Genomic DNA, 23,204 nt, shown 5'->3' with positions numbered 1-23,204 from the left:
TGAAACCGAGAGCTAAAGCCATGAACGCAGTCACCCCGATCCACGCCAGCCTCACCGGTCTCGACGGTTTCCGCGTCGAGATCGATCCCGCTCGCGAACGCGCCGACATCATCCTCGACCGGCCGCCGATGAACACGGTGGCGATGGCCCAGCGCGACCAGCTGCGCAAGGTGTTCGAGGCGCTCGACGAGGACGATCGCGTGCGCATCATCGTGCTGCGCGCCGTCGGCGAGCACTTCTCCTCTGGCGGCTACATCAAGGGCTTCCTGGAGGCCTCGCCCGAGCATGTCTCCAAGCTCGCCTGGAACATCGCCGCCCCGGCGCGCTGCGCGAAGCCGGTGATCGTCGCCAACCGCGGCTACACTTTCGGCGTCGGCTTCGAGATCTCGCTCGCCTGCGACTTCCGCATCGTCTCGGAGACCTGCCAATACGCGCTGCCGGAGCAGAAGCTCGGGCAGATCCCCGGCTCGGGCGGCTCGGCCCGCCTGCAGAAGATCGTCGGCATCACCCGGACCAAGGACATCGTGATGCGCTCCAGGCGCATCTCGGGCAAGCAGGCGCTCGACTGGGGCATCGCCACCGAATGCGTTCCGGATGGGGAGCTCGAGGCCGCGACCGATCGCCTGGTCGACGAATTGCGCTCCTTCTCGCCGATCGCCCAGCGCACCGCCAAGAAGCTGCTCAACGACACCGAGGATTCGACGCTGGCGATCGCGATCGAGCTGGAAGGGCATTGCTACAGCCGCCTGCGCCAGTCCGACGATTTCCGCGAGGGCGTCGAGGCCTTCCACGCCAAGCGCGCACCGAAGTTCACCGGCCGCTGAGCCGGCAAAATGCCTGCGCGAGCAATGCCTCGCGCAGGTCCGCCAAGCCGACATCGCAGAACAACAACCAGAACCGAGGGAACGACCATGAAGACGACCGGATATCTCACTGTCGCCGCCGTAGTGCTCGCCGCGACGGCGCTCACGGGCGGCGCGCTTGCCCAGAGCGGCCCGATCAAGATCGGCGTCGTCACGCCGCTCTCGGGGACCTATACCCCGATCGGCCAGCAGGTCCGCTGGGGCCTGGAGCTCGCCGCCAAGGAGATCAATGCCGCGGGTGGCATCGCAGGCCGGCAGGTCAACCTGGTCTTCGAGGATGAGGAGGCCAACCCGGCCGTCGCCGTGCAGAAGGCTGAGAAGCTGTTCCAGGTCGAGAAGGTCGACTTCCTCACCGGCACAGTCAATTCCGGCTCGACGCTCGCCGTCGCCCAGCTGGCCGAGCGCAATGCCAAGCTCGCGGCGACGACTGTCTCCTTCGCCGACTCGATCACCACGGACAAATGCTCGCCGAACATGTTCCGCGTGAATGCGCGCGCCGAGCAGCAATCGGTCGCGCTCGCCGCCTGGCTCGCCAAGGAGAAGCCGAAGGCCAAGGTCTATTATCTCGGCCCGGACTATGAGATGGGCCGCTCGACCGTCGCCGCCTTCAAGAGCAGCGCCGAGAAATCCGGCGCGCCGACCGGCGGCGAGGTGTTCGCGCCGCTCGATTCCAAGGACTACACCCAGTATTTCGGCCAGATTCGCGCTTCGCGGCCGCAGGTGCTCTATACCTCCGTCGCCGGCAACGACACCGTCAGGCTGCTGACCCAGCTGCAGGATTTCGGCCTGCTCACCAATCTGCAGGTCGTCGGCGCTTCCGGCACCGTGACTTCGCAGAACATCGGCGCGATCGGCCAGGCGGCCGAGGGCTTCGCCACCGGCGTCGGCTATTCCCCGCAGATCGACACACCGGAGAACAAGGCGTTCGTCGCAGCCTTCCGCGCGGCCAACAAGGCCGATCCCGATCTCTACGGCGCCGACAGCTACGGCCTGCTCTTCGCCTATAAGGCCGCCGTCGAGAAGGCGGGCTCGACCGAGACCGACAAGGTGCGCGAGGCGCTGCGCGGGCTGAGCTGGCAGACGCCGCAGGGCGCCAAGACCATCCGCGCCGGCGATCATCAGGCGATGCAGCCGATGTATGTGGTGCGCGTCGCCAAGGGCAAGTTCGACATCATCGACAAGGTCGACGCCGACAAGGCGATCGGCCCCGACGCCTGCACAAGGTTCTGAGGACAGGCGCCGACCCCTCCCTTCACGTGGGAGGGGTCACACCGCCCTCGCGAAAGCACATGACATGAATGCCCTCGACTACCTCCAATTCGTGCTGGCGCCGCAGGTCGTCAACGGGCTCGCGCTCGGGGTCGCCGTGGTGCTGGTCGCCCTCGGGCTGACGATCATCTTCGGCATGCTCGACGTCATCAATATGAGCCATGGCGAGTTCTACGCCATCGGCGCCTATGCGGCTCTCGCTCTGGGCGCAGCCGGGATCAGTTTCTGGTTCCTGCTCGTGCTGGTGCCGGTCCTGATGGTGCCGCTCGGCATGGCGGCAGAGCGCCTGCTGATCCGGCCGGTCTTCGACAGCCGGGATCGGCACGTCACCACGCTGCTCGTCACCTTCGGCCTCGCGCTCGTGGTCGAGGATCTGCTCAAGGTCGCCTTCGGGCCCAACACCCAGCGGCCGCCGACGCCGATCCCCGGCGCGACCGAGCTCGCCGGCATCATCGTGCCGAACTACCGGCTCTTCCTGATCGTGGTCGGCGCGGCGATCGTCAGCGGAGTCGCCTATGTCGTCTATCGCACCCGTCTCGGCGCGATGGTCCGGGCAGCCGCCTTCGACCGCAACATGGCGGCTTCGCTCGGCGTGCCGGTGGCGCTGGTCTATGCGGGCACCTTTGCCTTCGGCGTCGCACTCGCGGGCCTCGCCGGCGTCCTGCTCGCGCCGATCTATTCGGTGTTCCCGACCATGGGGCGCGACTTCATCCTGCTCGCCTTCACCGTCGTCATCGTCGGCGGCATGGGCTCGATCTGGGGCGCCGTCGTCGCCGGCCTGCTGCTGACGCAGGTTCAGGCGCTGGCCAGCCTGGTGATCTCGCCGGTCTGGACCGATCCGATCGTGTTCGGGACGATGGTCGCCTTCCTCGTTTTCCGCCCGCAGGGCCTGTTCGGGAGGCTCGGCCATGCGTGACCGGCTGACTTTGTCGATGCGCGCGAGTCATCTGCTCGCCCTGGTCTTCGTCGCGGCCGCGCTCGCGCTCGCCGCGATCGGCGCCGCCAGCGGCGACACCTTCTATCTTCGCCTCGGCACGGAGGCGCTGATCTTTGCGGGGCTCGCCCTCTCGGTCGACCTGCTGCTCGGCTATTCCGGCGCGCTCTCGCTGGGGCAGGCGCTCTATTTCGGCATCGGCGCCTATGTCTCGGCGCTGACCCTGCTGAAGGTGCCGTCCTTCTGGCTCGCCATGGCGGCGGCAGGCGGGGCGACGCTCGTCGCCTCGATCATCGGCGGCCTGATCGCCAACCGGGTGCGCGGCGTCTATTTCGCGCTGATCACCTTCGGCCTGGCGCAGGTCGTCGCCAAGGTCGTCTACAACACCCGCGAGCTCGGCGCTTCCGACGGCATGATCGGCATTCCCGTCATCGAGATCGGCTTCGGCCCGGTCTCGGTCTCGGCCGGCAACCCTGTCGGCTTCTTCCTGGTCGTGCTCGCGATCATCATGGGGCTGTACGGGCTCACCGCCTATCTGCTCGACACGCCGTTCGGGCGGGTGCTGACCGCGCTCAAGGCCAATGAGAAGCGCGTGCCCTTCCTCGGCTATTCGGTCTGGCGGGCGCGCATGTTCTCCTATGTGCTGGCCGGGCTGATCGCCGGGCTCTCGGGCGCGCTCTATCCGATGCTGCGCGGCTTCGTCTCGCCGGAGCTGATGTTCTTCGCGACGTCCGGCAATGCGGTGATCTCGGTCATCCTCGGCGGTGTCGGCACGCTGATCGGCGCGATCTACGGCTCGGTGCTGCTCGTCCTGCTGAAGTCGATCATCGGTAGCTGGACCGAGCACCATCTCATCGTGATCGGCCTGATCTTCATGGTCTGCGTGATGTTCCTGCCCAAGGGGCTGGTCGGCTTCATCCGGCCGCGCATCGAGGAGCGCCTGCTCGCCGGCACGCAAAAGCCGGCCGCGCCGTCCTTCGCCCCGGCCCGGCTCGAAGCGGGGAGTGCCAAGCCATGACCGGTCCCGTCCTCGAAATCCGCGAGCTCGGCATCACCTTCGGCGGCCTGAAGGCGGTCGACAGGGTCAGCTTCAGCGCAGAGCGCAACCGGATCACCACGGTGATCGGGCCGAACGGCGCCGGCAAGTCGACGCTGTTCAACCTGATCAGCGGGGCATTGAAGCCGAAATCCGGTCAGCTCCTGATCGACGGCATCGACATGACCGGGGCCTCGCCGGCGCGCACCAAGGCGGCCGGGCTGTCGCGCTCCTTCCAGATCACAAACCTGTTCTTCGAGCTGACGGTAGCCGAGAACCTGCGCATGGCGGCGCAGGTGCTGGAGCCGAAGGCCCGCGCCTTCCTGCCGCTCGGCCGCTCGACCCGGGCGCTCGCCAAGACCGGCGAGATGCTCGAGCGCTTCCAGCTCGGCCACAAGCGCGACGAGCTCGCCGGCAATCTCTCGCATGGCGACCAGCGCCGGCTCGAGATCGCGGTCTGCCTGGCGTCGGAGCCGAAGATCCTGCTGCTCGACGAGCCGACGCAGGGCATGAGCCATGCCGACACCGCCGACACGGCCAAGCTGGTGCGAGAGCTCAGCCGCGACGTCAGCGTGCTGCTGATCGAGCACGATATCGGACTGGTCATGGCCCTCTCGGACCATGTCGTCGTCATGCATCAGGGCCGCAAGCTCGCCGAGGGGCCGCCCGCCGTGGTGCGGGCCGATCCTTCCGTGCAGGCCGCTTATTTCGGACATCACTGACATGCTCGCGATCAACGGACTGCACAGCCATTACGGCTTGAGCCACGTCATCCAGGGAATCGACCTTTCGGCGGCGCCCGGCGAGGTGATCGGCATCTTCGGCCGCAACGGCGTCGGCAAGACGACGCTGCTCAAGACGATCGCCGGGTGGGTCAGGCCGAGCGAAGGCGCGATCACGCTCGGCGGGCAATCCCTGAACGGGCTCGCGCCCGACCGGATCTGCCTCTCCGGCGTCGGGCTGGTGCCCGAGGAGCGGCGCATCTTTCCCGGCCTCACCGTCGAGGAGAACCTGCAGCTGGGCCTGCTCCAGGTGCGCGGCCGGGCAGCCAAGGTCGAGCGCGCCGCCATCGACCAGATCTACGACCGCTTTCCGCGCCTCGGCGAGCGCCGCCGCCAGCTCGGCACGACGCTGTCGGGCGGCGAGCAGCAGATGCTCGCCATGGCGCGCGTGCTGGTCGGCGAGCCCAGGCTCGTGCTGGTCGATGAACCGAGCGAGGGATTGGCGCCGATGATCGTCGCCGAGGTCTTCGCCATCGTGCGGGAGTTGCGCGAGCGCGGCTGCATCGTGCTGCTGGTCGAGCAGAACGTGCACGAGGCGCTGTCGGTGACCGACCGCTTCGTCGTGATCGAGCGCGGGCGGATCGTGCTCAGCGGCGATGCCGAGGACGAGGCAGACCGCGCGAAGCTCCTGGCGGAGCTGGCCGTCTGAATCGGATCAGTCACAGATTGGAATTCATTTAAACTACTGTTTTTATTGACTTTCTTGCTCTTGATGCCGATAGCCCTTCTCGGGCGCCGTCACGGCGCGGGTTCACGAGGGCAGATGTCGGACAGCGCGCTCAGCGTCGCCGCGCTCTACGCCGCCGAGCAGGACAGGCTCAGGCGGCGGCTGATCGGGCGCGGCCTCAGCGCTCAGCAGGCGGCCGATGCGGTCCAGGAGCTGTTCCTGCGCCTGCTGAGGACGCCGCGCAGCGACATTCGCGACGCCAGCGCCTATCTCAGCCGCGCCGCGGACACGATCGCGATCGACCACTGGCGGCGGGAGCAGCGGGCGAAACTGCTGTTCGAGGCCGAGCCGCCCGATGCGCTGATGATCGCCGATCCCAGGCCGACGGCCGAAACCGGTCTCGTCGAGCGGGATCGGTTTCTCAAGCTGGAGGCGGCGCTCTCGTCCCTGCCGCCGCGCTGCCGCGAGGTGCTGCTGCTCCATAAGTTCGAGGAGCTGAGTTATGCCGAGATCGCGCAGCGCCTCGGTATCTCCCGCAACACGGTCATGGTCCATCTCGCCAACGCCATGAACCAGCTGCGTCGACGGATGCGCGAGAAAAATCCGCCAGGTGCTAATTAGTTTTCCGGGCCGGATCGTCTAAACAGCGAGACGAGCCAACAGGCGGGATCGATGGAGTTCCGGCGCGCGATGCATCTGCGGACACCGCATTGCGGCCCGAACCGGCGCGCCGATGGATAAGGTCGATGCCGATGCGGTCGATGAAGCCGCTGTCGCGTGGTTCTTCATGCTGCGCGACGAGGAGGTGACCGAAGCAGATCGGGCGGCCTTTGCCGTCTGGCTGAAGGCCGATCCGGCGCATGAGCGGGCTTGGGGCGAACTCGAAGCGCTCTGGGGCGCGCTCGATCAAGTCGCAGTTCCGAGAATGGTCGCTCCGGTCACCGACCGCCCAGAGCGGCGCCGGCCACGAGCATTCTGGCGCCCGCTGGCGGCAGCGGCGATGCTGCTACTGGCCGTGACCGCGGGTCTGCGCCTGCTTCCATCCGGCCTCCTCGCCGACTACCGCACCGGGATCGGCGAACGCCGCGTCGTCGATCTCGCGGACGGCTCGCGTATCGAGCTCGGGCCGGCCAGTGCGATCGAGGTCGACCTGGGCAATGCCCGGCGAGCTGTCAGGCTGGTAGCGGGCGAGGCCTTCTTCACCGTGGCGCGTGATCCGGCCCGGCCTTTCGTCGTCGGGGCCGGCCAGGGCGAGATCGCCGTGCTCGGCACTGCATTCGACGTCAAGATCGGCCAGAGCGAGACGGTCTCGGTCGTCGTCACCGAGAGCAAGGTCGCGGTCAGCGCCAGCGGAAGCAGTGCCGTCGGCGTCGTGGCCGGCCAGGAGGTCAGCTATGACCGCAATGGCGTCTCGGCCGTGCGCCCGGCCGATCTCGATTCCGCCCAGGCGTGGCGGCAGGATCAGCTCGTCTTCCATGATACACCGCTCGATACGGTGCTGAGCGAACTCGGCCGCTATCGCCGCGGCCATATCCAGCTCCTCGGCGGCGAGCTCGGCAAGCGGCGTATCACCGCCGTGTTCGACGCCAAGCGCCCGGATGCGGCACTCGAGACCATCGCCCGCAATCTCGACCTGCGGCTGTTGCGTATGAGCGATTACCTGGTCGCTCTCGTCGCCTGGTGAGAAAAATCGCGCCGGCGCCTAATTGGTTTTCTTCCCCCGAGCGTCTTCCCCAACGGGAGCGCCAGAACGGCGCTCCGCGTGATCGCGGACAGGGGCATCGGACGATGAAGAGCAGGAACAAGGTCGGGCAGCTGGCAGTCCGGCCGGCGATGGTTGCCGCGCTGCTGGCGGGAACGGCGATCGGCCATTTCGCTGCGCAACCGGTGTCGGCACAGACGCCTGCGGCGACGAACGCCGCAATCGATATCCCTGCCCAGGCTCTGTCCTCCGCCCTGATCGCCTTCTCGCGCCAGACCCGGATCGAGATCTTCGTGCCGTCCTCGCTTGCCGCAGGCAAGCGTTCCGGCGCCGTCTCGGGTGCGCAGTCGCCGGAAGCCGCGCTGCAGCGCCTTCTCGCCGGCACCGGCCTGACCTATCGCTTCACCGGCGCGCGTTCGGTCACGGTCGAGGCCAGGGCCACGGCCGGTACGGCCCCCGCCGGCGCGATCCCGCTCGACGAGGTGCTCGTCGAAGGCGCGCGCGGGCTGCCGCCGCCGACCGGAACGATCGGGCAGCCGCCGGTGCCGTATGCCGGCGGCCAGGTCGCGACGGGAACCCGGCTCGGCTTCTTCGGAAACCGCTCCGTCCTGACGACGCCCTTCAACGTGACCGGCTATACGGCGAAGCTGATCCAGGACCAGCAGGCGAGGTCGCTCGCCGACGTCGTGCAGAACGACCCCTCGGTGCGTAACGATGCCCCGCCGTTCAGCGAGCGGGATTCGTTTTTCATCCGCGGCTTCTCGGTCGTCAATCTCGACACGTCCTTCGACGGCCTGGCCTATATCGCCAATCCGCGCCGCAGCGTCGTCGAGGGCATCGAGCGGGTCGAGATCCTGAAGGGGCCCACCGCCCTGATCAATGGCGGCGTCAGCCGTATCGGCGGCACGATCAACCTCATTCCCAAGCGCGCCTTCGACGAGCCGCTGACACGCGTCACCACGACCTATCTCAGCGACGCCCAGCTCTGGACGCATGTCGATCTTGGTCGCCGCTTCGGCGCGTCCAAGGAATGGGGCGTGCGCTTCAACGGCTCCTATCGGAAGGGCGACACACCGCTCGACAAGAATGCCATCGAGGTCGGCAACTTCGCACTCGGCCTCGACTATCGCGGCGACCGTTTCCGCACCTCTCTGGATCTCGCCCATTCCACTCAGAACGTCACGGCGCCGACTTCGCTGTTCAATGCCGCGGTGCCGAACATCGCCATCCCACGGGCTCCGAACGGACGCCGGAACACCTCAAGCTCGCTCGAATACAATGACAGCCGCTACAACATGGCGGCCGGCCGGGTCGAATTCGATCTCCTGCCCGACACGACGATCTACGCCGCCGCCGGCGCCAGCCGCTATCGCGAGGATTTCCTGTCCTCGTCCTATCAGATCACCAGCGCGGACGGCCGCGCCACCAACAGCCTCGCCATCATGCCGCTGGAGCTGCGGGGCTATTCGGGCGAGATCGGCCTGCGCTCGAAGTTCCAGACCGGGTTCATCGACCATCAGGTCAACATCTCGGCCTCGCAATCGATCAACGAGAACTACTCGCGCGGGTTCTTCCCACCGGCGCTGCCGACCTTCCAGACCAACATCTACGCCCCGGTGCATCTGCCACGTAACGCGATCAATACGTCGGGCTTCCCGAAGTCCCGCAACCAGCCGCTCTTCACCAGCCTGATGCTGCGCAGCGTTGCTGTGGCCGACACGCTCTCGATCGCCGGCGATCGGGTTCAGGTGACGGTGGGTGGGCGCTATCAGGACATCGTCTTGAAGAGCTATGTCACGCGCCCCGTTCCCACCCAGGGCAGGCTTGCCTCGACCTATAATGAAGGGCGCTTCAGCCCCGCGGTCGCGGCGGTCGTGCGGCCGACCGACAAGCTCTCGATCTACGCCAACTACATCGAAGGCCTGACCGAAGGGCCGAGCGCCCCGGCCACGGCGGTCAACGCCAACCAGGTCTTCGCCCCCGTCGTGAACAAGCAGACGGAGGTCGGAGCCAAATATGATTTCGGCACCGTGGCCGTCACGGCCTCGCTCTTCGAGATCCGGCAGCCGAACGCCTTCACCGACCCGGCCACGAACCGCTTCTCGGTCAGCGGTCTGCAGGTCAATCGCGGCGCCGAGTTCACGGTGTTCGGCGAGCCGATCGAAGGCGTGAGGCTGCTCGGCGGCGTCACCTTCATGGACGCCGAACTCACCGACACGGCCGGCGGCCGATTCAACGGCAAGACCGCGCCAGGCATTCCGACCACCGCGATCAACCTCTATGGCGAGTACGATCTGCCCTGGGTGCGCGGGCTCACGCTCACCGGCCGGATGATCTACACGAGCAAGATGTTCTACGATCAGGCGAATACGCAATCGGTCCCCGACTGGACGCGCTTCGATCTCGGCCTGCGCTATGCCTTCACTGGCCCGGCCGGCAAGCCTGTGGTGCTGAGGGCCGCGGTTGAGAACGTCTTCGACCGGACCTATTGGGCTTCCGCCGCGCGCGGCTTCCTGGCGGTCGGAGCGCCCCGGACCTTCGTGGTCTCGGCTCAGGTCGATTTCTAATGCGCCGGACGTGAACGCGATGCTGCGCACCACCCTGCTCAGCCTGGCTCTCCTGCTTACCCCCGCCATGGCGGGGGCAAAGCAGGTGACCGATCTCGCCGGCAGGACCGTGACGGTTCCCGACAAGGTCGAGCGCATCATCATCGGCGAGGGCCGTTATGTCCCGGCTCTCGCCATCCTCGACCGCGACGATCCGGTCGGCCGCGTCGTCGGGATGATGGGCGATTACGAGGCTGTCGATCCGGCAAGCTATGCCCGCTATCGCGAGCGCTTCCCGAAGATCGCCGAGATCGCCCGCATCGGCCGCGCCGCCAAGGAGAGCTTCAGCCTGGAGAAGGCGATCGCGCTGAAGCCGCAGGTTGCGATCTTCGGTATTGGCGGTCATGGCCCGGATACCCGGTCGGGCGAAGTGATCGCCGCGCTGGAGAAGACCGGCACGGCGATCGTCTTCATCGATTTCCGCAGCGATCCCCTGGTCAACACGCCCAAATCGCTGGAGCTGCTCGGCGAGGTGCTCGGCCGCGAAAAGGAGGCAGCTGAATTCCTCACGGTCTGGCGTGCGGCGCTGGCTGAGGTCGAGGATCGGCTGAAGCAGGCGAAACCGGCGCTTGTCGGTGTCTTCGTCGAAAGCCGCGTCGGGCTCGATGCGAGCTGCTGCGAGACGATGACGCGCGGCATGATCGGCCGCTTCGTCACGGCGGCGGGCGGCTTCAATGTCGCCGAGGCGATGGTGCCGGGCGAGGCCGGGACCGTCAGCCTTGAATGGCTTCTCGCCCATCCGCCGCAGGTCTATGTCGGCACGGCGATCGGCGGCGCCGCCTCAGCCGACAGCAAGCCTTGGCTCGCGCTCGGCGCCGGCGTTTCCGCAGAGGTCGCGCAGGCAAGCCTCAAGCGCTCGATGGCGCGCACCGGCATCTCGCAGCTGGAGGCGGTGCGCCTTGGCAGGGCGCATGCGGTCTGGCACCACTTCTACAATTCGCCCTTCAACGTCGCGGCGGTGCAGGCGTTTGCCAAATGGATGCACCCCGCACTCTTCGCCGATCTTGACCCGGAGAGGCTGCTGCGCCAGCTGCACCAGCGCTTCCAGCCCTTCCCGATCGACGGCGTCTACTGGACCTCACTGCCATGACCGATGCGTCTGCTGCGCCTGCATCTCGCCCTGCCCTCGAAGAGTGGCACCTCTCCGTCGTCGAGGCCTTCGACGTCGAGCCGCGCCTGCGCCGCGTCGTCTTCACCGCCGACGCTCTGGACCAGCTCGACTATCGGCCGGGCCAGGCGCTGGTGCTGCGCATGCCGCTGCCGGAGGGCCGCACCGGCCGGCGCGACTACACCATCCGCTGGCTCGATCGGGAGGCGAAGCGCCTCGCCATCGATTTCGTCCTGCATGGCTCGACGCCGGCGCCGAGCTGGGCCAGGGCGGCGCAGGCTGGAGACACCCTGCTCGCGCTTGGCCCGCGCGGTCGCACGGTCGTCGCTCCGGGTGCGGATTGGCATCTGTTCTGCGTCGACGAGACCGGCATGCCGGCCCTGCGCCACATGCTTGAGACGATGCCGGCCGCGGCGACCGTCCTCGCTCTGATCGAAACCGCCTCGGCCTCGGACGAAACACCGATCGAGACTTTGGCGACGCTAACCAGTCGATGGCTGGCGCGCGATGGCATCGCGCCCGGCCCGAATCCATTGGTGCTGGAGGCCTTGCGGGCGCTGCAGCTGCCTTCCGGCCAGGGCCAGGCCTATCTGGTCGGCGAGACCAGCAATGTCCGCTCCTGGCGCCGTCATCTGGTCGAACGCGGGATGCCGAAGACCGCCATTGCGTCGGAGGGCTACTGGCGGCCCGGGCGCATTGGCGGCCACGATCACGTTGATGATTGACACCATGCGTTCTGGCAGGGGGCGCGACGACGTCCAGAGCGGAGCCTGACTGCTCGCATCCGTGCAGGAAGCGACGGATGCGGGTCGGCCTGTTCGTCTCGCTGATCGATGCGCCCTGTCTGGTCTGGGCGCTGAGACGACGGCGGAGCTGATGCGGCGCGCCGGGCGCACGCGGCCACGCGCCCGGCGCTGTGCCTGCCCGATTTTCAATCTGACTACGCCCGTTTTCCGCTGCGCCCGGCTCGCGCTGCGCAGTGGTCGAGCAAGGCCCGTCGCAACAGCTCCTTCGACCTGTTGATCTCTGCTCGAATTCGTGCAATTAAATGACCGACCGGTCGGTTGATAAAAACGAAACGACGGATTTCGGGGAGAGAAATGGTGGCGGACGCCTTCATTTGCGATGCGGTTCGCACGCCCGTCGGCCGCTATGGCGGGGCGCTTTCGAGTGTCCGGGCCGATGACCTCGCGGCGATCCCCCTTGCGGCGCTGATGCAGCGCAACCCTTCCGTCGACTGGACTGCCGTCGACGACGTCATCCTCGGCTGCGCCAACCAGGCCGGCGAGGACAACCGCAATGTCGCGCGCATGGCCGTGCTCTTGTCCGGGCTGCCGGTCGAGGTGCCCGGCACCACGGTCAACCGGCTCTGCGGCTCGGGGCTCGATGCGCTCGGGCTCGCCGCCCGCTCGATCCGCGCCGGCGATTGCGAGCTGATGATCGCCGGCGGCGTCGAGAGCATGTCGCGCGCGCCTTTCGTCATGCCGAAAGCCGATGCCGCCTTCTCGCGCGCCAATGCGGTCTACGACACCACGATCGGCTGGCGCTTCGTCAACGCGAAGCTGAAGAAGGCTTTCGGCATCGATTCCATGCCGGAGACGGCCGACAATGTCGCCGCCGATTTCGGCGTTTCGCGCGCGGATCAGGACGCCTTCGCGCTGCGCAGCCAGCAGCGCTGGGCCGCCGCCCAGGCCGCCAACCGGTTCGCCGACGAGATGGCGCCGGTCTCCGTGCCGCAGAAGAAGGGTGATCCTGTCATCGTCGACCGCGACGAGCACCCGCGCCCCGATGTGACGCTCGAGCAATTGGCCAGGCTCAAGGGCGTCAACGGCCTCGATCTCAGCGTCACCGCCGGCAACGCCTCGGGCGTCAATGACGGCTCGGCAGCGCTGATCGTGGCGAGCGAGACGGCGGCGAAGGCCAACGGCCTGACGCCGCGTGCCCGTGTCGTCGCCATGGCTGCGGCCGGCGTCGCGCCGCGCATCATGGGCATCGGCCCGGTGCCGGCGGTACGCAAGGTCTTGCAGCGCGCCGGGTTGGAGCTCGGACAGATGGATGTGATCGAGCTCAACGAGCCTTTGCGGCGCAGGGGCTCGCGGTGCTGCGCGAGCTCGGTCTTCCCGACGATGCCCCGCAGGTGAATCCGAATGGCGGCGCGATTGCGCTCGGCCATCCGCTCGGCGCGAGCGGCGCCCGGCTGGCGACGACGGCGATGTGGCAACTCCAGCGCAGCGGCGGGCGTTACGCCCTGTGCACGATGTGCGTCGGGGTGGGGCAGGGGATTGCAGTGATCCTCGAGCGCGTCTGACGCGCGAACCGGAACAGGAGGCAGGCCGATGTATGCCCAGATGGTCAAGACCGAGGCGAAGCGGGTCCGCAGCCTCGACGAGATGGAGCCGCAGGAGCGCGCCTTCCAGGAGCGCATCGATGCCGGCCAGAAGATCGAGCCGAAGGAGTGGATGCCGGAGGATTATCGCAAGACGCTGATCCGCCAGATCAGCCAGCACGCCCATTCCGAGATCGTCGGCCAATTGCCGGAAGGCAACTGGATCACGCGCGCCCCGACGCTTGAGCGCAAGGCGATCCTGCTCGCCAAGGTCCAGGACGAGGCCGGCCACGGCCTCTATCTCTACTGCGCGGCGGAGACGCTCGGCATCAGCCGCGACCAGATGTACGAGCAACTCCACTCCGGCAAGGCGAAGTACTCCTCGATCTTCAACTATCCGACGCTGAGCTGGGCCGATATCGGCGCGATCGGCTGGCTGGTCGATGGCGCGGCGATCATGAACCAGGTGCCGTTGCAGCGCTGTTCCTACGGGCCTTACGCCCGCGCCATGGTGCGCATCTGCAAGGAGGAGAGCTTCCACCAGCGCCAGGGCTTCGACATCATGACCGTGCTCAGCAAGGGCACGCCGGAGCAGAAGGCGATGGCGCAGGACGCGCTCGATCGCTGGTGGTGGCCGTCGCTGATGATGTTCGGCCCCTCCGACGATGCCTCGGTCCACTCGGCCCAGTCGATGGCCTGGAAGATCAAGCAGAACTCGAATGACGAGCTGCGCCAGAAATTCGTCGACCAGACCGTGCCGCAGGCCAAGTATCTCGGCCTCACCGTCCCCGATCCCGCGCTGAAGTGGAACGAGGCAAAGGGCGGTCATGATTTCGGCGAGCCGGACTGGACCGAGTTCTTCGCGGTGATCTCAGGTGAAGGCCCGTGCAACCACGAACGACTCGAGGCGCGCCGCAAGGCCTGGAACGACGGTGCCTGGTTCCGCGACGGGCTGACCGCCCATGCGAGCAAGCAGGCGGCGCGGCGCCAGGCCGCCCGTATCGCAGCCGAATAGCAACGCCGGCAGCGCAAGGAAGCAAGCAATGTCCAGCGAATGGCCCCTCTGGGAGGTCTTCATCCGCGGCCAGCACGGCCTCAACCACCGGCATGTCGGCAGCCTGCACGCGCCGGACGCTGAGATGGCGATCCTCAATGCCCGAGACGTCTATACGCGCCGCAATGAGGGCGTCAGCATCTGGGTGGTGCGCTCGGCCGACATCGTCGCCAGCGCGCCTTCCGACAAGGGGCCTCTCTTCGATCCCGCCAACGCCAAGGTCTACCGGCACCCGACCTTCTTCGACGTGCCGGACGAAGTGGGACACATGTGATGAGCGCTGTGGGCCTCTCGCCGGCGGTCGCCGAGTTCGCGCTGCGCATGGGCGACAATTGCCTGATCCTCGGCCATCGCAATTCGGAATGGTGCGGCCATGCCCCGGCCCTCGAAGAGGACATCGCGCTCGCCAACACCGCGCTCGATCTGATCGGCCAGACCCAGCTCTGGCTCGGGCTCGCCTGCGAGGCCGAGGGCAAGGGCCGTAGGCCCGACGAGATCGCCTTCCTGCGCGACGTCTCCGGCTATCGCAATCTCCTGCTGGTCGAGCAGCCCAATGGCGATTTCGGCCGCACGCTGATGCGGCAATATCTGTTCGACGCCTGGCATCTGCCGCTGCTCAAGGCGCTGATGGGCTCGGCGGACAAGCGTATCGCCGAGATCGCCGAGAAAGCCTCCAAGGAAGTCGCCTATCATCTTGAGCGCAGCGCCGATCTGGTCGTCCGCCTCGGCGACGGCACGGCGGAAAGCCACACCCGCATGCAGGCGGCTGTGGACTTTCTCTGGCCCTATACCGGCGAGATGTTCCTCGCCGATGCGCTCGACGAGGAGCTGGTGGCCGCCGGTCTAGCGCCGGAGCCGGGATCGCTGAAGGCCGCCTGGCAGGAGCATGTCACGCGCACCTTCGCCGAGGCGACGTTGAAGGCGCCGGAGAAGAGCTTCGCCCAGAAGGGCGGCCGCCGCGGCGTCCATTCCGAGCATCTCGGCTACATCCTCGCCGAGATGCAGTTCCTGCAGCGCGCCTATCCCGGCGCCAGCTGGTGAGGAGGCGCTGATGGACGCCGCCACCATCTCCCGCCCGGCCGTCGCCGAGATCTGGTCCTGGCTCGGCGAGATTCCCGATCCCGAGATCCCGGTGATCTCGCTGGTCGATCTCGGCATCATCCGCGACGTCGCCTGGGCCGCCGGCGACCTGCTGGAGGTGACGGTGACCCCGACCTATTCCGGCTGCCCGGCGACGGGCGTGATCAATTTCGAGATCGAGCGCGGCCTGCGCGAGCACGGCATCGAGAAGCTCAGGCTCAAGCGGCAATTGTCGCCGGCCTGGACCACCGCCTGGATCAGCGCCGAGGGCCGCGCCAAATTGCGCGAATACGGCATCGCCCCGCCGGTCGAAGGCACCGCCGCCTGCGCCGGAGCGCTGGTGCCGCTTCAGGTGTCCTGCCCGCGCTGTGGCTCGCAGCGGACCGAGCGCATCAGCCAGTTCGGCTCGACGCCGTGCAAGGCGCATTTCCGCTGCACCGACTGCCTCGAACCGTTCGACTACTTCAAGAGCATCTGAGGGACCGATGGCCCGCTTCTTTCCGCTGGAGGTCGCCGATATCCGCCGCGAGACGCGCGATGCGGTGGTCGTCACGCTCGCGCCACGCGCGGAGGACCGCGCCGCCTTCGACTTCACGCAAGGCCAGTACCTGACCTTCCGCAGGGATTTCGAGGGCGAGGAATTGCGCCGCTCCTATTCGATCTGCGCCGGCAAGGACGAGGGCATCCTCAAGGTCGGCATCAAGCGCGTCGATGGCGGTGCCTTCTCGACCTGGGCCAACGAGGAGCTGAAGCCCGGCGACGTGGTCGAGGCGATGCCGCCGATGGGCGCCTTCCATGTGCCGCTGAAGCCGGAGGAGAAGCGGCATTATCTCGCTTTCGCCGGCGGCAGCGGCATCACGCCGGTGCTCTCGCTGATCAAGACGACATTGGCGCGCGAGCCGGGCTCCCGTTTCACCTTGGTCTACGGCAACCGCTCTGTCAGCTCGATCATGTTCCGCGAGGAGCTGGAGGACATCAAGAACACCCATCTCGGCCGCTTCAACGTCGTGCATGTGCTGGAGAGCGAGGCGCAGGAGGTCGAGCTCTTCTCCGGCCGCATCGACGCCGAGAAATGCGCCAGGCTGTTCAAGGGCTGGATCAACATCGCCGCCATCGACATGGCCTTCATCTGCGGGCCGGAGCCGATGATGCTGGCGATCGCGGCGGCATTGCGTGAGCATGGCCTGCGCGACGACCAGATCAAATTCGAGCTGTTTGCCTCGGCGCCGCGCCGCGGCAAACATGTCGTCAGGACGGCCGCCGACACCGGCAAGGCCGCGACCTGCACCGCGACGATCACGCTCGACGGCACGACGCGCGTGATCGAGATGGCCAAGACCGGGCAGACCATTCTGGAAGCCGCGCTCGGCGCCAGCCTCGATGCCCCCTATGCCTGCAAGGCGGGCGTGTGCTCGACCTGCCGCGCCATGGTCGTCGAGGGCGAGGTCGAGATGGCGACCAACCATGCCCTGGAAGACTACGAAGTCCGCCAGGGCTATGTGCTGAGCTGCCAGTGCTATCCGCTCTCCGACCGGGTGGTGGTGACCTATGACCAGTGACACCGACACCATGCCGCTCGAAGCCTATCTGGCGCAGGGCGGCAAGCTGACCACGCCGGAGAACGCGCCGCCGCGCTATCGCGGCGAATTGCTGCGGCTGATGGCGACCTTCGTCGACAGCGAGCTGGCGGGTGCCGCAGGCTTCGCGGATATCATCAACCAGGGGCCGGGCATCAAGGAGCGCATCGCCGCCTCCCGCATCGTGCTTGAGAAGCTCGACCATGCCGAGCGCGTGCTCGCCGTGATGGGCGAGTTCGGCGCCGACATCTCGCGCTATGCCAATCATCACCCTTGGGCCGAGCGTGTCGCTCGCGACAGCGATCTCGGTGCTGCCCGCCACGGCGCCGACATGCGGCTTGCCGTGCTGCACTACCCGCTGCAGGGCTGGCTCGACGCGGTCGTGATGAACGTGTTGATGGGCCAGGCCGTGGTGATTCAGATCGAGGAATTCGCCGGGCTTTCCTACCAGCCGCTGGCCGAGATTTTCCGCGCCATTCTGCCGCGCGAGCGTCGGCACACCGAGCTGGGCGAGGAAGGTTTGCGCAAGCTACTTGAGGATGCAGCCAATCGGCCGCAGGTCGCCGCTGCGCTCGCCTATTGGCGCCCGCGCGTCGCCGCGAGCTTCGGCCGCGGCAGCTCGGCGCATTTCGAGACGCAGAGGAAGTTCGGTCTGCGCCACACCGGCAACGCCGAGCTCGCCGCCGCCTGGGAGCGGCAGGTCGACGAGCTGCTGCGCACCATCGGCATGGCCTGACCGGCACATCCAACCGCACATCGCGATCGACAAGGAAACTTCAGGGATGAACGCGCCAGTGAAGACCGTCCGCCAGCTCGAATCCTATATCGCCGGGGACTGGGTCCGCGGCGCCGGCAAGGCCGTGCCGCTGCTCGACGCGGCGACCGGCGCGGAGGTCGCGCTGATCGACGCCAGCGGCCTCGACATGAAGCGCGCCCTGAACCATGGCCGCGAGGCCGGCGGCCCGGCGCTGCGCAAGCTCAGCTTCCACGAGCGCGCCTTGATGCTGAAGGCGCTCGGCCAGGCGCTGATGGAGGCGAAGGAGGAGTTCTATGCTCTCTCCACCGCCACCGGCGCGACGCGCACCGACAGCTGGATCGACATCGAGGGCGGCGTCGGCACCTTGCTGTCCTATGCCTCCAAGGGCCGGCGCGAACTGCCGAACACGCGCACTCTCGTCGACGGCGATGTCGAGGCGCTCTCGCGTGACAACAGCTTCTCCGGCCAGCACATCCTGACGCCGCTGGAAGGCGTCGCGATCCACATCAACGCCTTCAACTTCCCGTGCTGGGGCATGCTGGAGAAGCTGGCGCCGACGCTGCTCGCCGGCATGCCGGCGATCGTCAAGCCGGCGAGCCAGACCGCCTATCTGACCGAATTGATGGTTCGGAAGATCATCGCGACCGGCATCCTGCCAAAGGGGGCGCTGCAATTGATCAGCGGCTCGGTCGGCGACCTGCTCGACCATGTCGACTGCCAGGATGTCGTCACTTTCACCGGCTCGGCCGCTACCGGCCGCAAGCTTCGGGCGCACAAGGCGATCGTCGAGAATTCCGTGCGCTTCACCATGGAGGCGGATTCGCTCAACGCCGCGATCCTGGGCCCCGATGCGATCGCCGGTACCAAGGAGTTCGACCTTTTCGTCAAGGAGGTTGCCCGCGAGATGACGGTGAAGGCCGGGCAGAAATGCACGGCGATCCGCCGCGTGATCGCGCCGCGCGCTACGGTCGAGCCATTGATCAAGGCGCTCGGCGAGCGGCTCGCCAGGACCGCGCTCGGCAATCCCGGCGAGGAGGCGACCAGGATGGGGCCACTTGCCAGCCTCGCCCAACGCGACGAGGTCCGCGCCCGCATCGCCGAACTGCAGGGGGATGCCGAGATCGTCGCCGGCGATCCCAGCCACGCGAAGCTGACTTCGGGCGATGCTGAGGCCGGTGCGTTCCTGAGCCCCGTGCTGCTCTATTGTGACAAGCCCGGCTCCGCCAAGGCCGTGCACGATGTCGAGGCCTTCGGCCCGGTCAGCACGATCATCCCGTACGAGACTGCCGAGGAAGCGGCGGAGCTGGCCCGGCGCGGCAAGGGTAGCCTGGTCGCCTCGGTCTTCACCAACGATGCCGCCTTTGCGCGGGAGGCCGTGGAGGCGCTCGGGCCGTGGCATGGCCGCGTCATGCTCGGCAACCGCGTCAGCGCCAAATCCTCGACCGGCCATGGCTCACCCTTGCCGGTGCTGGTCCATGGCGGCCCGGGCCGTGCCGGCGGCGGCGAGGAGCTGGGCGGCATGCGCTCGGTCAAGCACTATATGCAGCGCACCGCCGTCCAGGGCGCGCCCTGGCTGCTGTCTGAGGTCACCGGGCGCTGGATGCAGGGCGCGAAGACGCGTCAGGACGGCATCCACCCCTTCCGCAAGTCGCTGGCCGAACTGGAGATCGGCGACCAGTTCGTCACGGCCTCGCGCACGGTGACGCTGGAGGACATCGAGCATTTCGCCCATTTCACCGGCGACACCTTCTACGCCCATATGGACGAGGAGGCCGCCAAGGCGAACCCGTTCTTCGACGGGCGCGTCGCGCATGGCTATCTGATCGTGTCGTTCGCGGCCGGCCTGTTCGTCGATCCGGCGCCGGGCCCGGTGCTCGCCAATTACGGCGTCGATGCGCTGCGCTTCCTGACGCCGGTCAATCCGGGCGACGCGCTGCAGGTGACCTTGACCTGCAAGCAGATCAATCCGCGCGAGACGGAAGGATATGGCGAGGTGCGCTGGGACTGCACGGTGACCAATCAGGAGGCCCAGCTCGTCGCGCAATACGATGTGCTGACCATGGTGGCGAAGACCTGGCCGGCGTGAGCGCGGCCTATTTCATCGCGCTGGCGCCGTCGAGGAACAACGCGGTGACCATGTCGGCATAGCCTTCGCGGCTGAGCGCGCCGCTCGGCCGGAACCAGGTGTAGACCCAGTTCAGGATGCCGAAGAGCGACATGGTGACCGGCGTCACACCGGCGCTGCTTTTCGCCAGCGCCGGGTTGATATCGACCAGCACGTCCGAGAACGCCTTGACGATGCGGCGCTCCATCTCGCGCAGGTCCAACCTCTGGGCATCGGTCAGCGAGCCGGTGCCGTTGAGCAGGACCTGGTGGAAGTTCGAGGCGGTGCGATAATTCTCGAGCACGCCGCCGATCAGATGGCGCAGGCGCGCCCTTGGCTCGAGATCGGGCCGGTCGGCCTCGATGATCGCCGCCTCCAGCTCGACGAGATGGGTGCGGCCGATATCGAAGATGAGCAGGTCCTTGCTCGGATAGTAATGGTAGAGCAGCGCCTTGGAGACGTTGTTCTCCTGGGCGATCTGCGCCATCGAGGCGCGCTCCATGCCGAGCTTGGCGAAGACGGCCGCGGCGCTGTCGAGGATGCTGCGCCGCTTCTCGTCGAAATCCGCAGCCCTGGTCCGGGCCATCGCCTGTTATCCTTTCGGCCGGTTGTCGACGACGCGTCTCGCTTTGCCGGCCGAACGCTCGACCGAATCGGGATCGCCGACCTCAATCTTGGTGCTCACCCCCACCACGCTTTTGATGTGGTGCGCAAGTTCCTTGGCTGACGAGGCGCGCGCGGCGGCATTGGCGGCGTGCGGCATCGCCTCGACATGCACGACCATGTCGTCCATCCGGCCGGCGCGCACGAGCTCGATCTGGAAATGCGGGGCGAGCCCACCGCATTTCAGCAGCTGCTCCTCGATCTGCGTCGGGAAGATGTTGACGCCGCGCAGGATCATCATGTCGTCGCTGCGGCCGGTGATCTTCTCGATTCGGCGCATCGCCCGCGCCGTGCCGGGCAGGAGCCGGGTCAAGTCGCGCGTGCGGTAGCGGATGATCGGCAGCGCCTCCTTGGTCAGGGAGGTGAAGACCAGTTCGCCCATCTCGCCATCGGGCAGGACCTCGCCGGTCTCAGGGTTAATGATCTCCGGGTAGAAATGGTCCTCCCAGACGTGCAAACCATCCTTGGTCTCGACGCATTCGCTGGCGACGCCGGGGCCGATCACCTCCGATAGGCCGTAGATGTCGACGGCATGCATGTCGAAATCCTGCTGGATCTCCTCGCGCATCGCATTGGTCCAGGGCTCGGCGCCGAAGATGCCGACGGCGAGCGAGGAGCTGCGCGGGTCGATGCCCTGGCGCCGGAACTCGTCGAGGATCGACAGCATATAGGACGGCGTCACCATGATGATGCGCGGCTTGAAGTCCTGGATCAGGCAGACCTGGCGCTCGGTCATGCCGCCGGAGATCGGGATCACCGTGCAGCCGAGCTTCTCGGCGCCGTAATGGGCGCCGAGGCCGCCGGTGAACAGGCCGTAGCCATAGGCGACATGGCAGATGTCGCCCGGCCGTCCGCCCGCCGCCCGGATCGAGCGGGCGACGCAGGTCGCCCACATCTCGATGTCGTTCTGGGTATAGCCGACGACCGTCGGCTTGCCCGTCGTGCCGGAGGAGGCATGGATGCGCGCGACCTTGTCCTGAGGCACCGCGAACATCCCGAACGGATAGGTGTCGCGCAGGTCCTGCTTCACCGTGAACGGGAATTTCGAGAGGTCGGACAGCGTCCTGAGATCCTCGGGATGGACGCCGGCCTCGTCGAACTTCGCCCGGTAGTGCGGCGAGTTGCGATAGGCGTGGTCGAGCGTCGTCTTCAGGCGCTTGAGCTGGAGCGCCGAGATTTCGTCCCGGGAGGCGGTTTCGATGGGATCGAGATCGCCCGGACGGGGCGAAAGGTCTTCCATGGGTGTCCTCCGCTTTTGTCTTGTTTCGGCCGGAACGTTCAGCCCGGCTCGGGTATCGGCGTGCCCTTGACGGTGCGGGAGTGGCCGCGGAATTCCGCGACATGCTCGCCGTTCTGGTTCGTCACCTTGATGTCGTAGATGCCGCCGCGGCCGATGCGCGAGACTTCGCGGGCGCTTGCGGTGAGGCGGTCGCCCTCGAAGGCCGGGCGCAGGAAGGTCACCGAGCAATGCTGCGCGACGGTATTCTGGTTGTAGCTGTTGCAGGCGAAGGCGAAGGCCGAGTCTGCCAGGGTGAAGATGTAGCCGCCATGGCAGGTCTTGTGGCCGTTGGTCATCGCGGCCGTGACGGTCAGCGACAGCGTCGCCTCGCCGGGACCGACCGCATCGAGACTCATGCCGAGGCTGCGGGAGGCGAGGTCCTTCTCCCACATCGCGGCGGCAGAAGCGCGGGCGACGGCGAGCGGATCGGAGAAGTCGAGGCTCATCGTCCGCTGAACTTCGGCTGGCGCTTGTCGAGGAAGGCGAGGACGCCCTCGGCATAGTCGGCGCTGCGACCGGCCTGGCGCTGCAAATCGCGCTCGAGATCGAGCTGCTGGTCGAGCGTGTTGCCAGCCGAGGCCTGGATCGCCTGCTTGATCAGGCCGAGCCCGAAGGTCGGGCCAGCGGCGAGCCTCCTGCCGAGCGCCTCGGCCTCGCTCATCAATTCGGCGTCGTCGACGGCGCGCCAGATCAGGCCCCAGGAAGCTGCGGTCTCGGCCGTCAGCGGTTCCGCCGTCAGGGCGAGCGCCTTGGCGCGGGCTTCGCCGAGCAGTTGCGCGAGGCTCCAAGTGCCGCCGGAATCGGGCACGAGGCCGATCTTGGAGAAGGCCTGGATGAACTTGGCCGAGCGGGCGGCCAGCACGATGTCGCAGGCGATCGCGATATTGGCGCCCGCGCCGGCCGCCACGCCGTTGACCGCGCAGATCACCGGCTTGTCGAGGCTCCGGATCAGCCGGATGAGGGGATTGTAGAAGGTCTCGATCGTGCGGCCGAGATCCGGCGCCATCTCCTTGCGCGGGTCGCGATCGCCCAGGTCCTGGCCGGCGCAGAAGCCACGCCCGGCCCCCGTCAGCAGGACAGCGCGGACCTCGCTCTCGTCATGCGCACGCTGGAAACCGGCGCGCAGCGCCAGATGCATCGCGTCATTGAAGGCATTGAGCTTGTCGGGACGATTGAGCGTCAGCCGCAGCAGGCCGTCGGCGAGCTCCACCTTGACCGTGTCGGACACCAGCCTTCCTCCCATGACGTCGCGGCCTTTGGGCCGTCGCTTCAAAAAATTCCTTGCATAGTCCGAACGGTCGGTCAATTATTAACTCAACGAAGGCGCGAGCGCCGTGGATGGGCCCAGCCTGTCCGCGGCCGGCATCGAGCCTGCGGGGAAACGATAACGACCGCGC

General features: G+C 67.2%; 22 protein-coding genes and 1 pseudogene. 19 read left to right on the top strand and 4 right to left on the bottom strand.

Annotation, left to right across the window (positions count from 1 at the left end; all coding sequences use genetic code 11):
• Positions 1 to 20: 20 nt before the first annotated feature.
• From BMZ69_RS04510 to paaZ, 19 genes and pseudogenes are all read left to right on the top strand, one after another.
• Positions 21 to 824: an enoyl-CoA hydratase/isomerase family protein gene (locus BMZ69_RS04510; RefSeq protein ID WP_092155275.1), complete on the top strand. Its 804-nt coding sequence runs from the start codon at positions 21 to 23 to the stop codon at positions 822 to 824.
• Between the two features lie 87 nt (positions 825 to 911).
• Positions 912 to 2,093, top strand: coding sequence for an ABC transporter substrate-binding protein (locus BMZ69_RS04505; RefSeq protein ID WP_092155273.1), 1,182 nt, complete (start codon positions 912 to 914; stop codon positions 2,091 to 2,093).
• Positions 2,094 to 2,157: 64 nt separating this feature from the next.
• Positions 2,158 to 3,048 (top strand): branched-chain amino acid ABC transporter permease, encoded by an 891-nt coding sequence (locus tag BMZ69_RS04500; RefSeq protein ID WP_092155271.1) that lies wholly within the window; start codon positions 2,158 to 2,160, stop codon positions 3,046 to 3,048.
• Positions 3,041 to 4,084, top strand: a complete 1,044-nt coding sequence (locus BMZ69_RS04495; protein ID WP_092155269.1) for a branched-chain amino acid ABC transporter permease — start codon at positions 3,041 to 3,043, stop codon at positions 4,082 to 4,084. The genes BMZ69_RS04500 and BMZ69_RS04495 overlap by 8 nt, the downstream gene beginning before the upstream one ends.
• Complete coding sequence (locus BMZ69_RS04490) at positions 4,081 to 4,824, top strand: ABC transporter ATP-binding protein (RefSeq protein WP_092155267.1); 744 nt, start codon at positions 4,081 to 4,083, stop codon at positions 4,822 to 4,824. Before BMZ69_RS04495 ends, BMZ69_RS04490 begins: the two co-directional genes overlap by 4 nt.
• Position 4,825: 1 nt before the next feature.
• On the top strand, positions 4,826 to 5,533 hold the full coding sequence (locus BMZ69_RS04485) for an ABC transporter ATP-binding protein (protein ID WP_092155265.1): 708 nt from the start codon (positions 4,826 to 4,828) through the stop codon (positions 5,531 to 5,533).
• Between the two features lie 114 nt (positions 5,534 to 5,647).
• Positions 5,648 to 6,172 carry an RNA polymerase sigma factor gene (locus BMZ69_RS04480; protein ID WP_092155262.1) on the top strand — a complete coding sequence of 175 codons (525 nt, stop codon included), beginning with the start codon at positions 5,648 to 5,650 and terminating at the stop codon, positions 6,170 to 6,172.
• Positions 6,173 to 6,284: 112 nt separating this feature from the next.
• Positions 6,285 to 7,235, top strand: coding sequence for a FecR family protein (locus BMZ69_RS04475; protein ID WP_092155260.1), 951 nt, complete (start codon positions 6,285 to 6,287; stop codon positions 7,233 to 7,235).
• A gap of 104 nt (positions 7,236 to 7,339) precedes the next feature.
• Positions 7,340 to 9,820, top strand: a complete 2,481-nt coding sequence (locus tag BMZ69_RS04470) for a TonB-dependent receptor (protein ID WP_244543203.1) — start codon at positions 7,340 to 7,342, stop codon at positions 9,818 to 9,820.
• Between the two features lie 19 nt (positions 9,821 to 9,839).
• Positions 9,840 to 10,949: a TroA family protein gene (locus BMZ69_RS04465; RefSeq protein ID WP_092155473.1), complete on the top strand. Its 1,110-nt coding sequence runs from the start codon at positions 9,840 to 9,842 to the stop codon at positions 10,947 to 10,949.
• Positions 10,946 to 11,692, top strand: coding sequence for a siderophore-interacting protein (locus BMZ69_RS04460; protein WP_092155258.1), 747 nt, complete (start codon positions 10,946 to 10,948; stop codon positions 11,690 to 11,692). Before BMZ69_RS04465 ends, BMZ69_RS04460 begins: the two co-directional genes overlap by 4 nt.
• Before the next feature lie 378 nt (positions 11,693 to 12,070).
• Positions 12,071 to 13,275 (top strand): annotated as a pseudogene (pcaF, locus tag BMZ69_RS04455) (3-oxoadipyl-CoA thiolase).
• 28 nt (positions 13,276 to 13,303) lie between these two features.
• The gene (paaA, locus tag BMZ69_RS04450; protein ID WP_092155256.1) at positions 13,304 to 14,308 is read left to right on the top strand and encodes a 1,2-phenylacetyl-CoA epoxidase subunit PaaA; all 1,005 of its coding nucleotides are present in this window, start codon (positions 13,304 to 13,306) and stop codon (positions 14,306 to 14,308) included.
• A gap of 28 nt (positions 14,309 to 14,336) precedes the next feature.
• Positions 14,337 to 14,621, top strand: a complete 285-nt coding sequence (gene paaB / locus BMZ69_RS04445) for a 1,2-phenylacetyl-CoA epoxidase subunit PaaB (protein ID WP_038360406.1) — start codon at positions 14,337 to 14,339, stop codon at positions 14,619 to 14,621.
• On the top strand, positions 14,621 to 15,388 hold the full coding sequence (gene paaC, locus BMZ69_RS04440; protein WP_092155253.1) for a 1,2-phenylacetyl-CoA epoxidase subunit PaaC: 768 nt from the start codon (positions 14,621 to 14,623) through the stop codon (positions 15,386 to 15,388). The genes paaB and paaC overlap by 1 nt, the downstream gene beginning before the upstream one ends.
• 10 nt (positions 15,389 to 15,398) lie before the next feature.
• Positions 15,399 to 15,905: a 1,2-phenylacetyl-CoA epoxidase subunit PaaD gene (gene paaD / locus BMZ69_RS04435; protein WP_092155251.1), complete on the top strand. Its 507-nt coding sequence runs from the start codon at positions 15,399 to 15,401 to the stop codon at positions 15,903 to 15,905.
• Positions 15,906 to 15,912: 7 nt separating this feature from the next.
• Positions 15,913 to 16,986, top strand: coding sequence for a 1,2-phenylacetyl-CoA epoxidase subunit PaaE (gene paaE, locus BMZ69_RS04430; RefSeq protein WP_092155249.1), 1,074 nt, complete (start codon positions 15,913 to 15,915; stop codon positions 16,984 to 16,986).
• Positions 16,976 to 17,740, top strand: a complete 765-nt coding sequence (locus tag BMZ69_RS04425; RefSeq protein WP_092155247.1) for a Phenylacetic acid catabolic protein — start codon at positions 16,976 to 16,978, stop codon at positions 17,738 to 17,740. The genes paaE and BMZ69_RS04425 overlap by 11 nt, the downstream gene beginning before the upstream one ends.
• A 46-nt stretch (positions 17,741 to 17,786) precedes the next feature.
• Complete coding sequence (gene paaZ / locus BMZ69_RS04420; RefSeq protein WP_092155245.1) at positions 17,787 to 19,847, top strand: phenylacetic acid degradation bifunctional protein PaaZ; 2,061 nt, start codon at positions 17,787 to 17,789, stop codon at positions 19,845 to 19,847.
• Between the two features lie 7 nt (positions 19,848 to 19,854).
• Here the strand turns inward: paaZ and BMZ69_RS04415 are convergent, their stop codons facing one another.
• From BMZ69_RS04415 to paaG, 4 genes are read right to left on the bottom strand one after another with little or no spacing between them, the layout of a single operon-like run.
• The gene (locus BMZ69_RS04415; protein WP_092155243.1) at positions 19,855 to 20,451 is read right to left on the bottom strand and encodes a TetR/AcrR family transcriptional regulator; all 597 of its coding nucleotides are present in this window, start codon (positions 20,449 to 20,451) and stop codon (positions 19,855 to 19,857) included.
• A 6-nt stretch (positions 20,452 to 20,457) separates the two neighbouring features.
• Positions 20,458 to 21,768, bottom strand: a complete 1,311-nt coding sequence (gene paaK / locus BMZ69_RS04410) for a phenylacetate--CoA ligase PaaK (RefSeq protein ID WP_092155241.1) — start codon at positions 21,766 to 21,768, stop codon at positions 20,458 to 20,460.
• Between the two features lie 38 nt (positions 21,769 to 21,806).
• A complete protein-coding gene (gene paaI, locus BMZ69_RS04405; protein WP_092155238.1) occupies positions 21,807 to 22,253 on the bottom strand; it encodes a hydroxyphenylacetyl-CoA thioesterase PaaI in 447 nt (148 codons plus the stop codon).
• Complete coding sequence (paaG, locus tag BMZ69_RS04400; RefSeq protein WP_244543202.1) at positions 22,250 to 23,035, bottom strand: 2-(1,2-epoxy-1,2-dihydrophenyl)acetyl-CoA isomerase PaaG; 786 nt, start codon at positions 23,033 to 23,035, stop codon at positions 22,250 to 22,252. The genes paaI and paaG overlap by 4 nt, the downstream gene beginning before the upstream one ends.
• Between the last annotated feature and the right edge of the window lie 169 nt (positions 23,036 to 23,204).

The organism is Allobosea sp. CRIB-10 (assembly GCF_900112185.1).
Taxonomy (GTDB): Bacteria; Pseudomonadota; Alphaproteobacteria; order Rhizobiales; family Beijerinckiaceae; genus Allobosea.
This window is presented reverse-complemented; position numbering and strand designations above follow the sequence as displayed.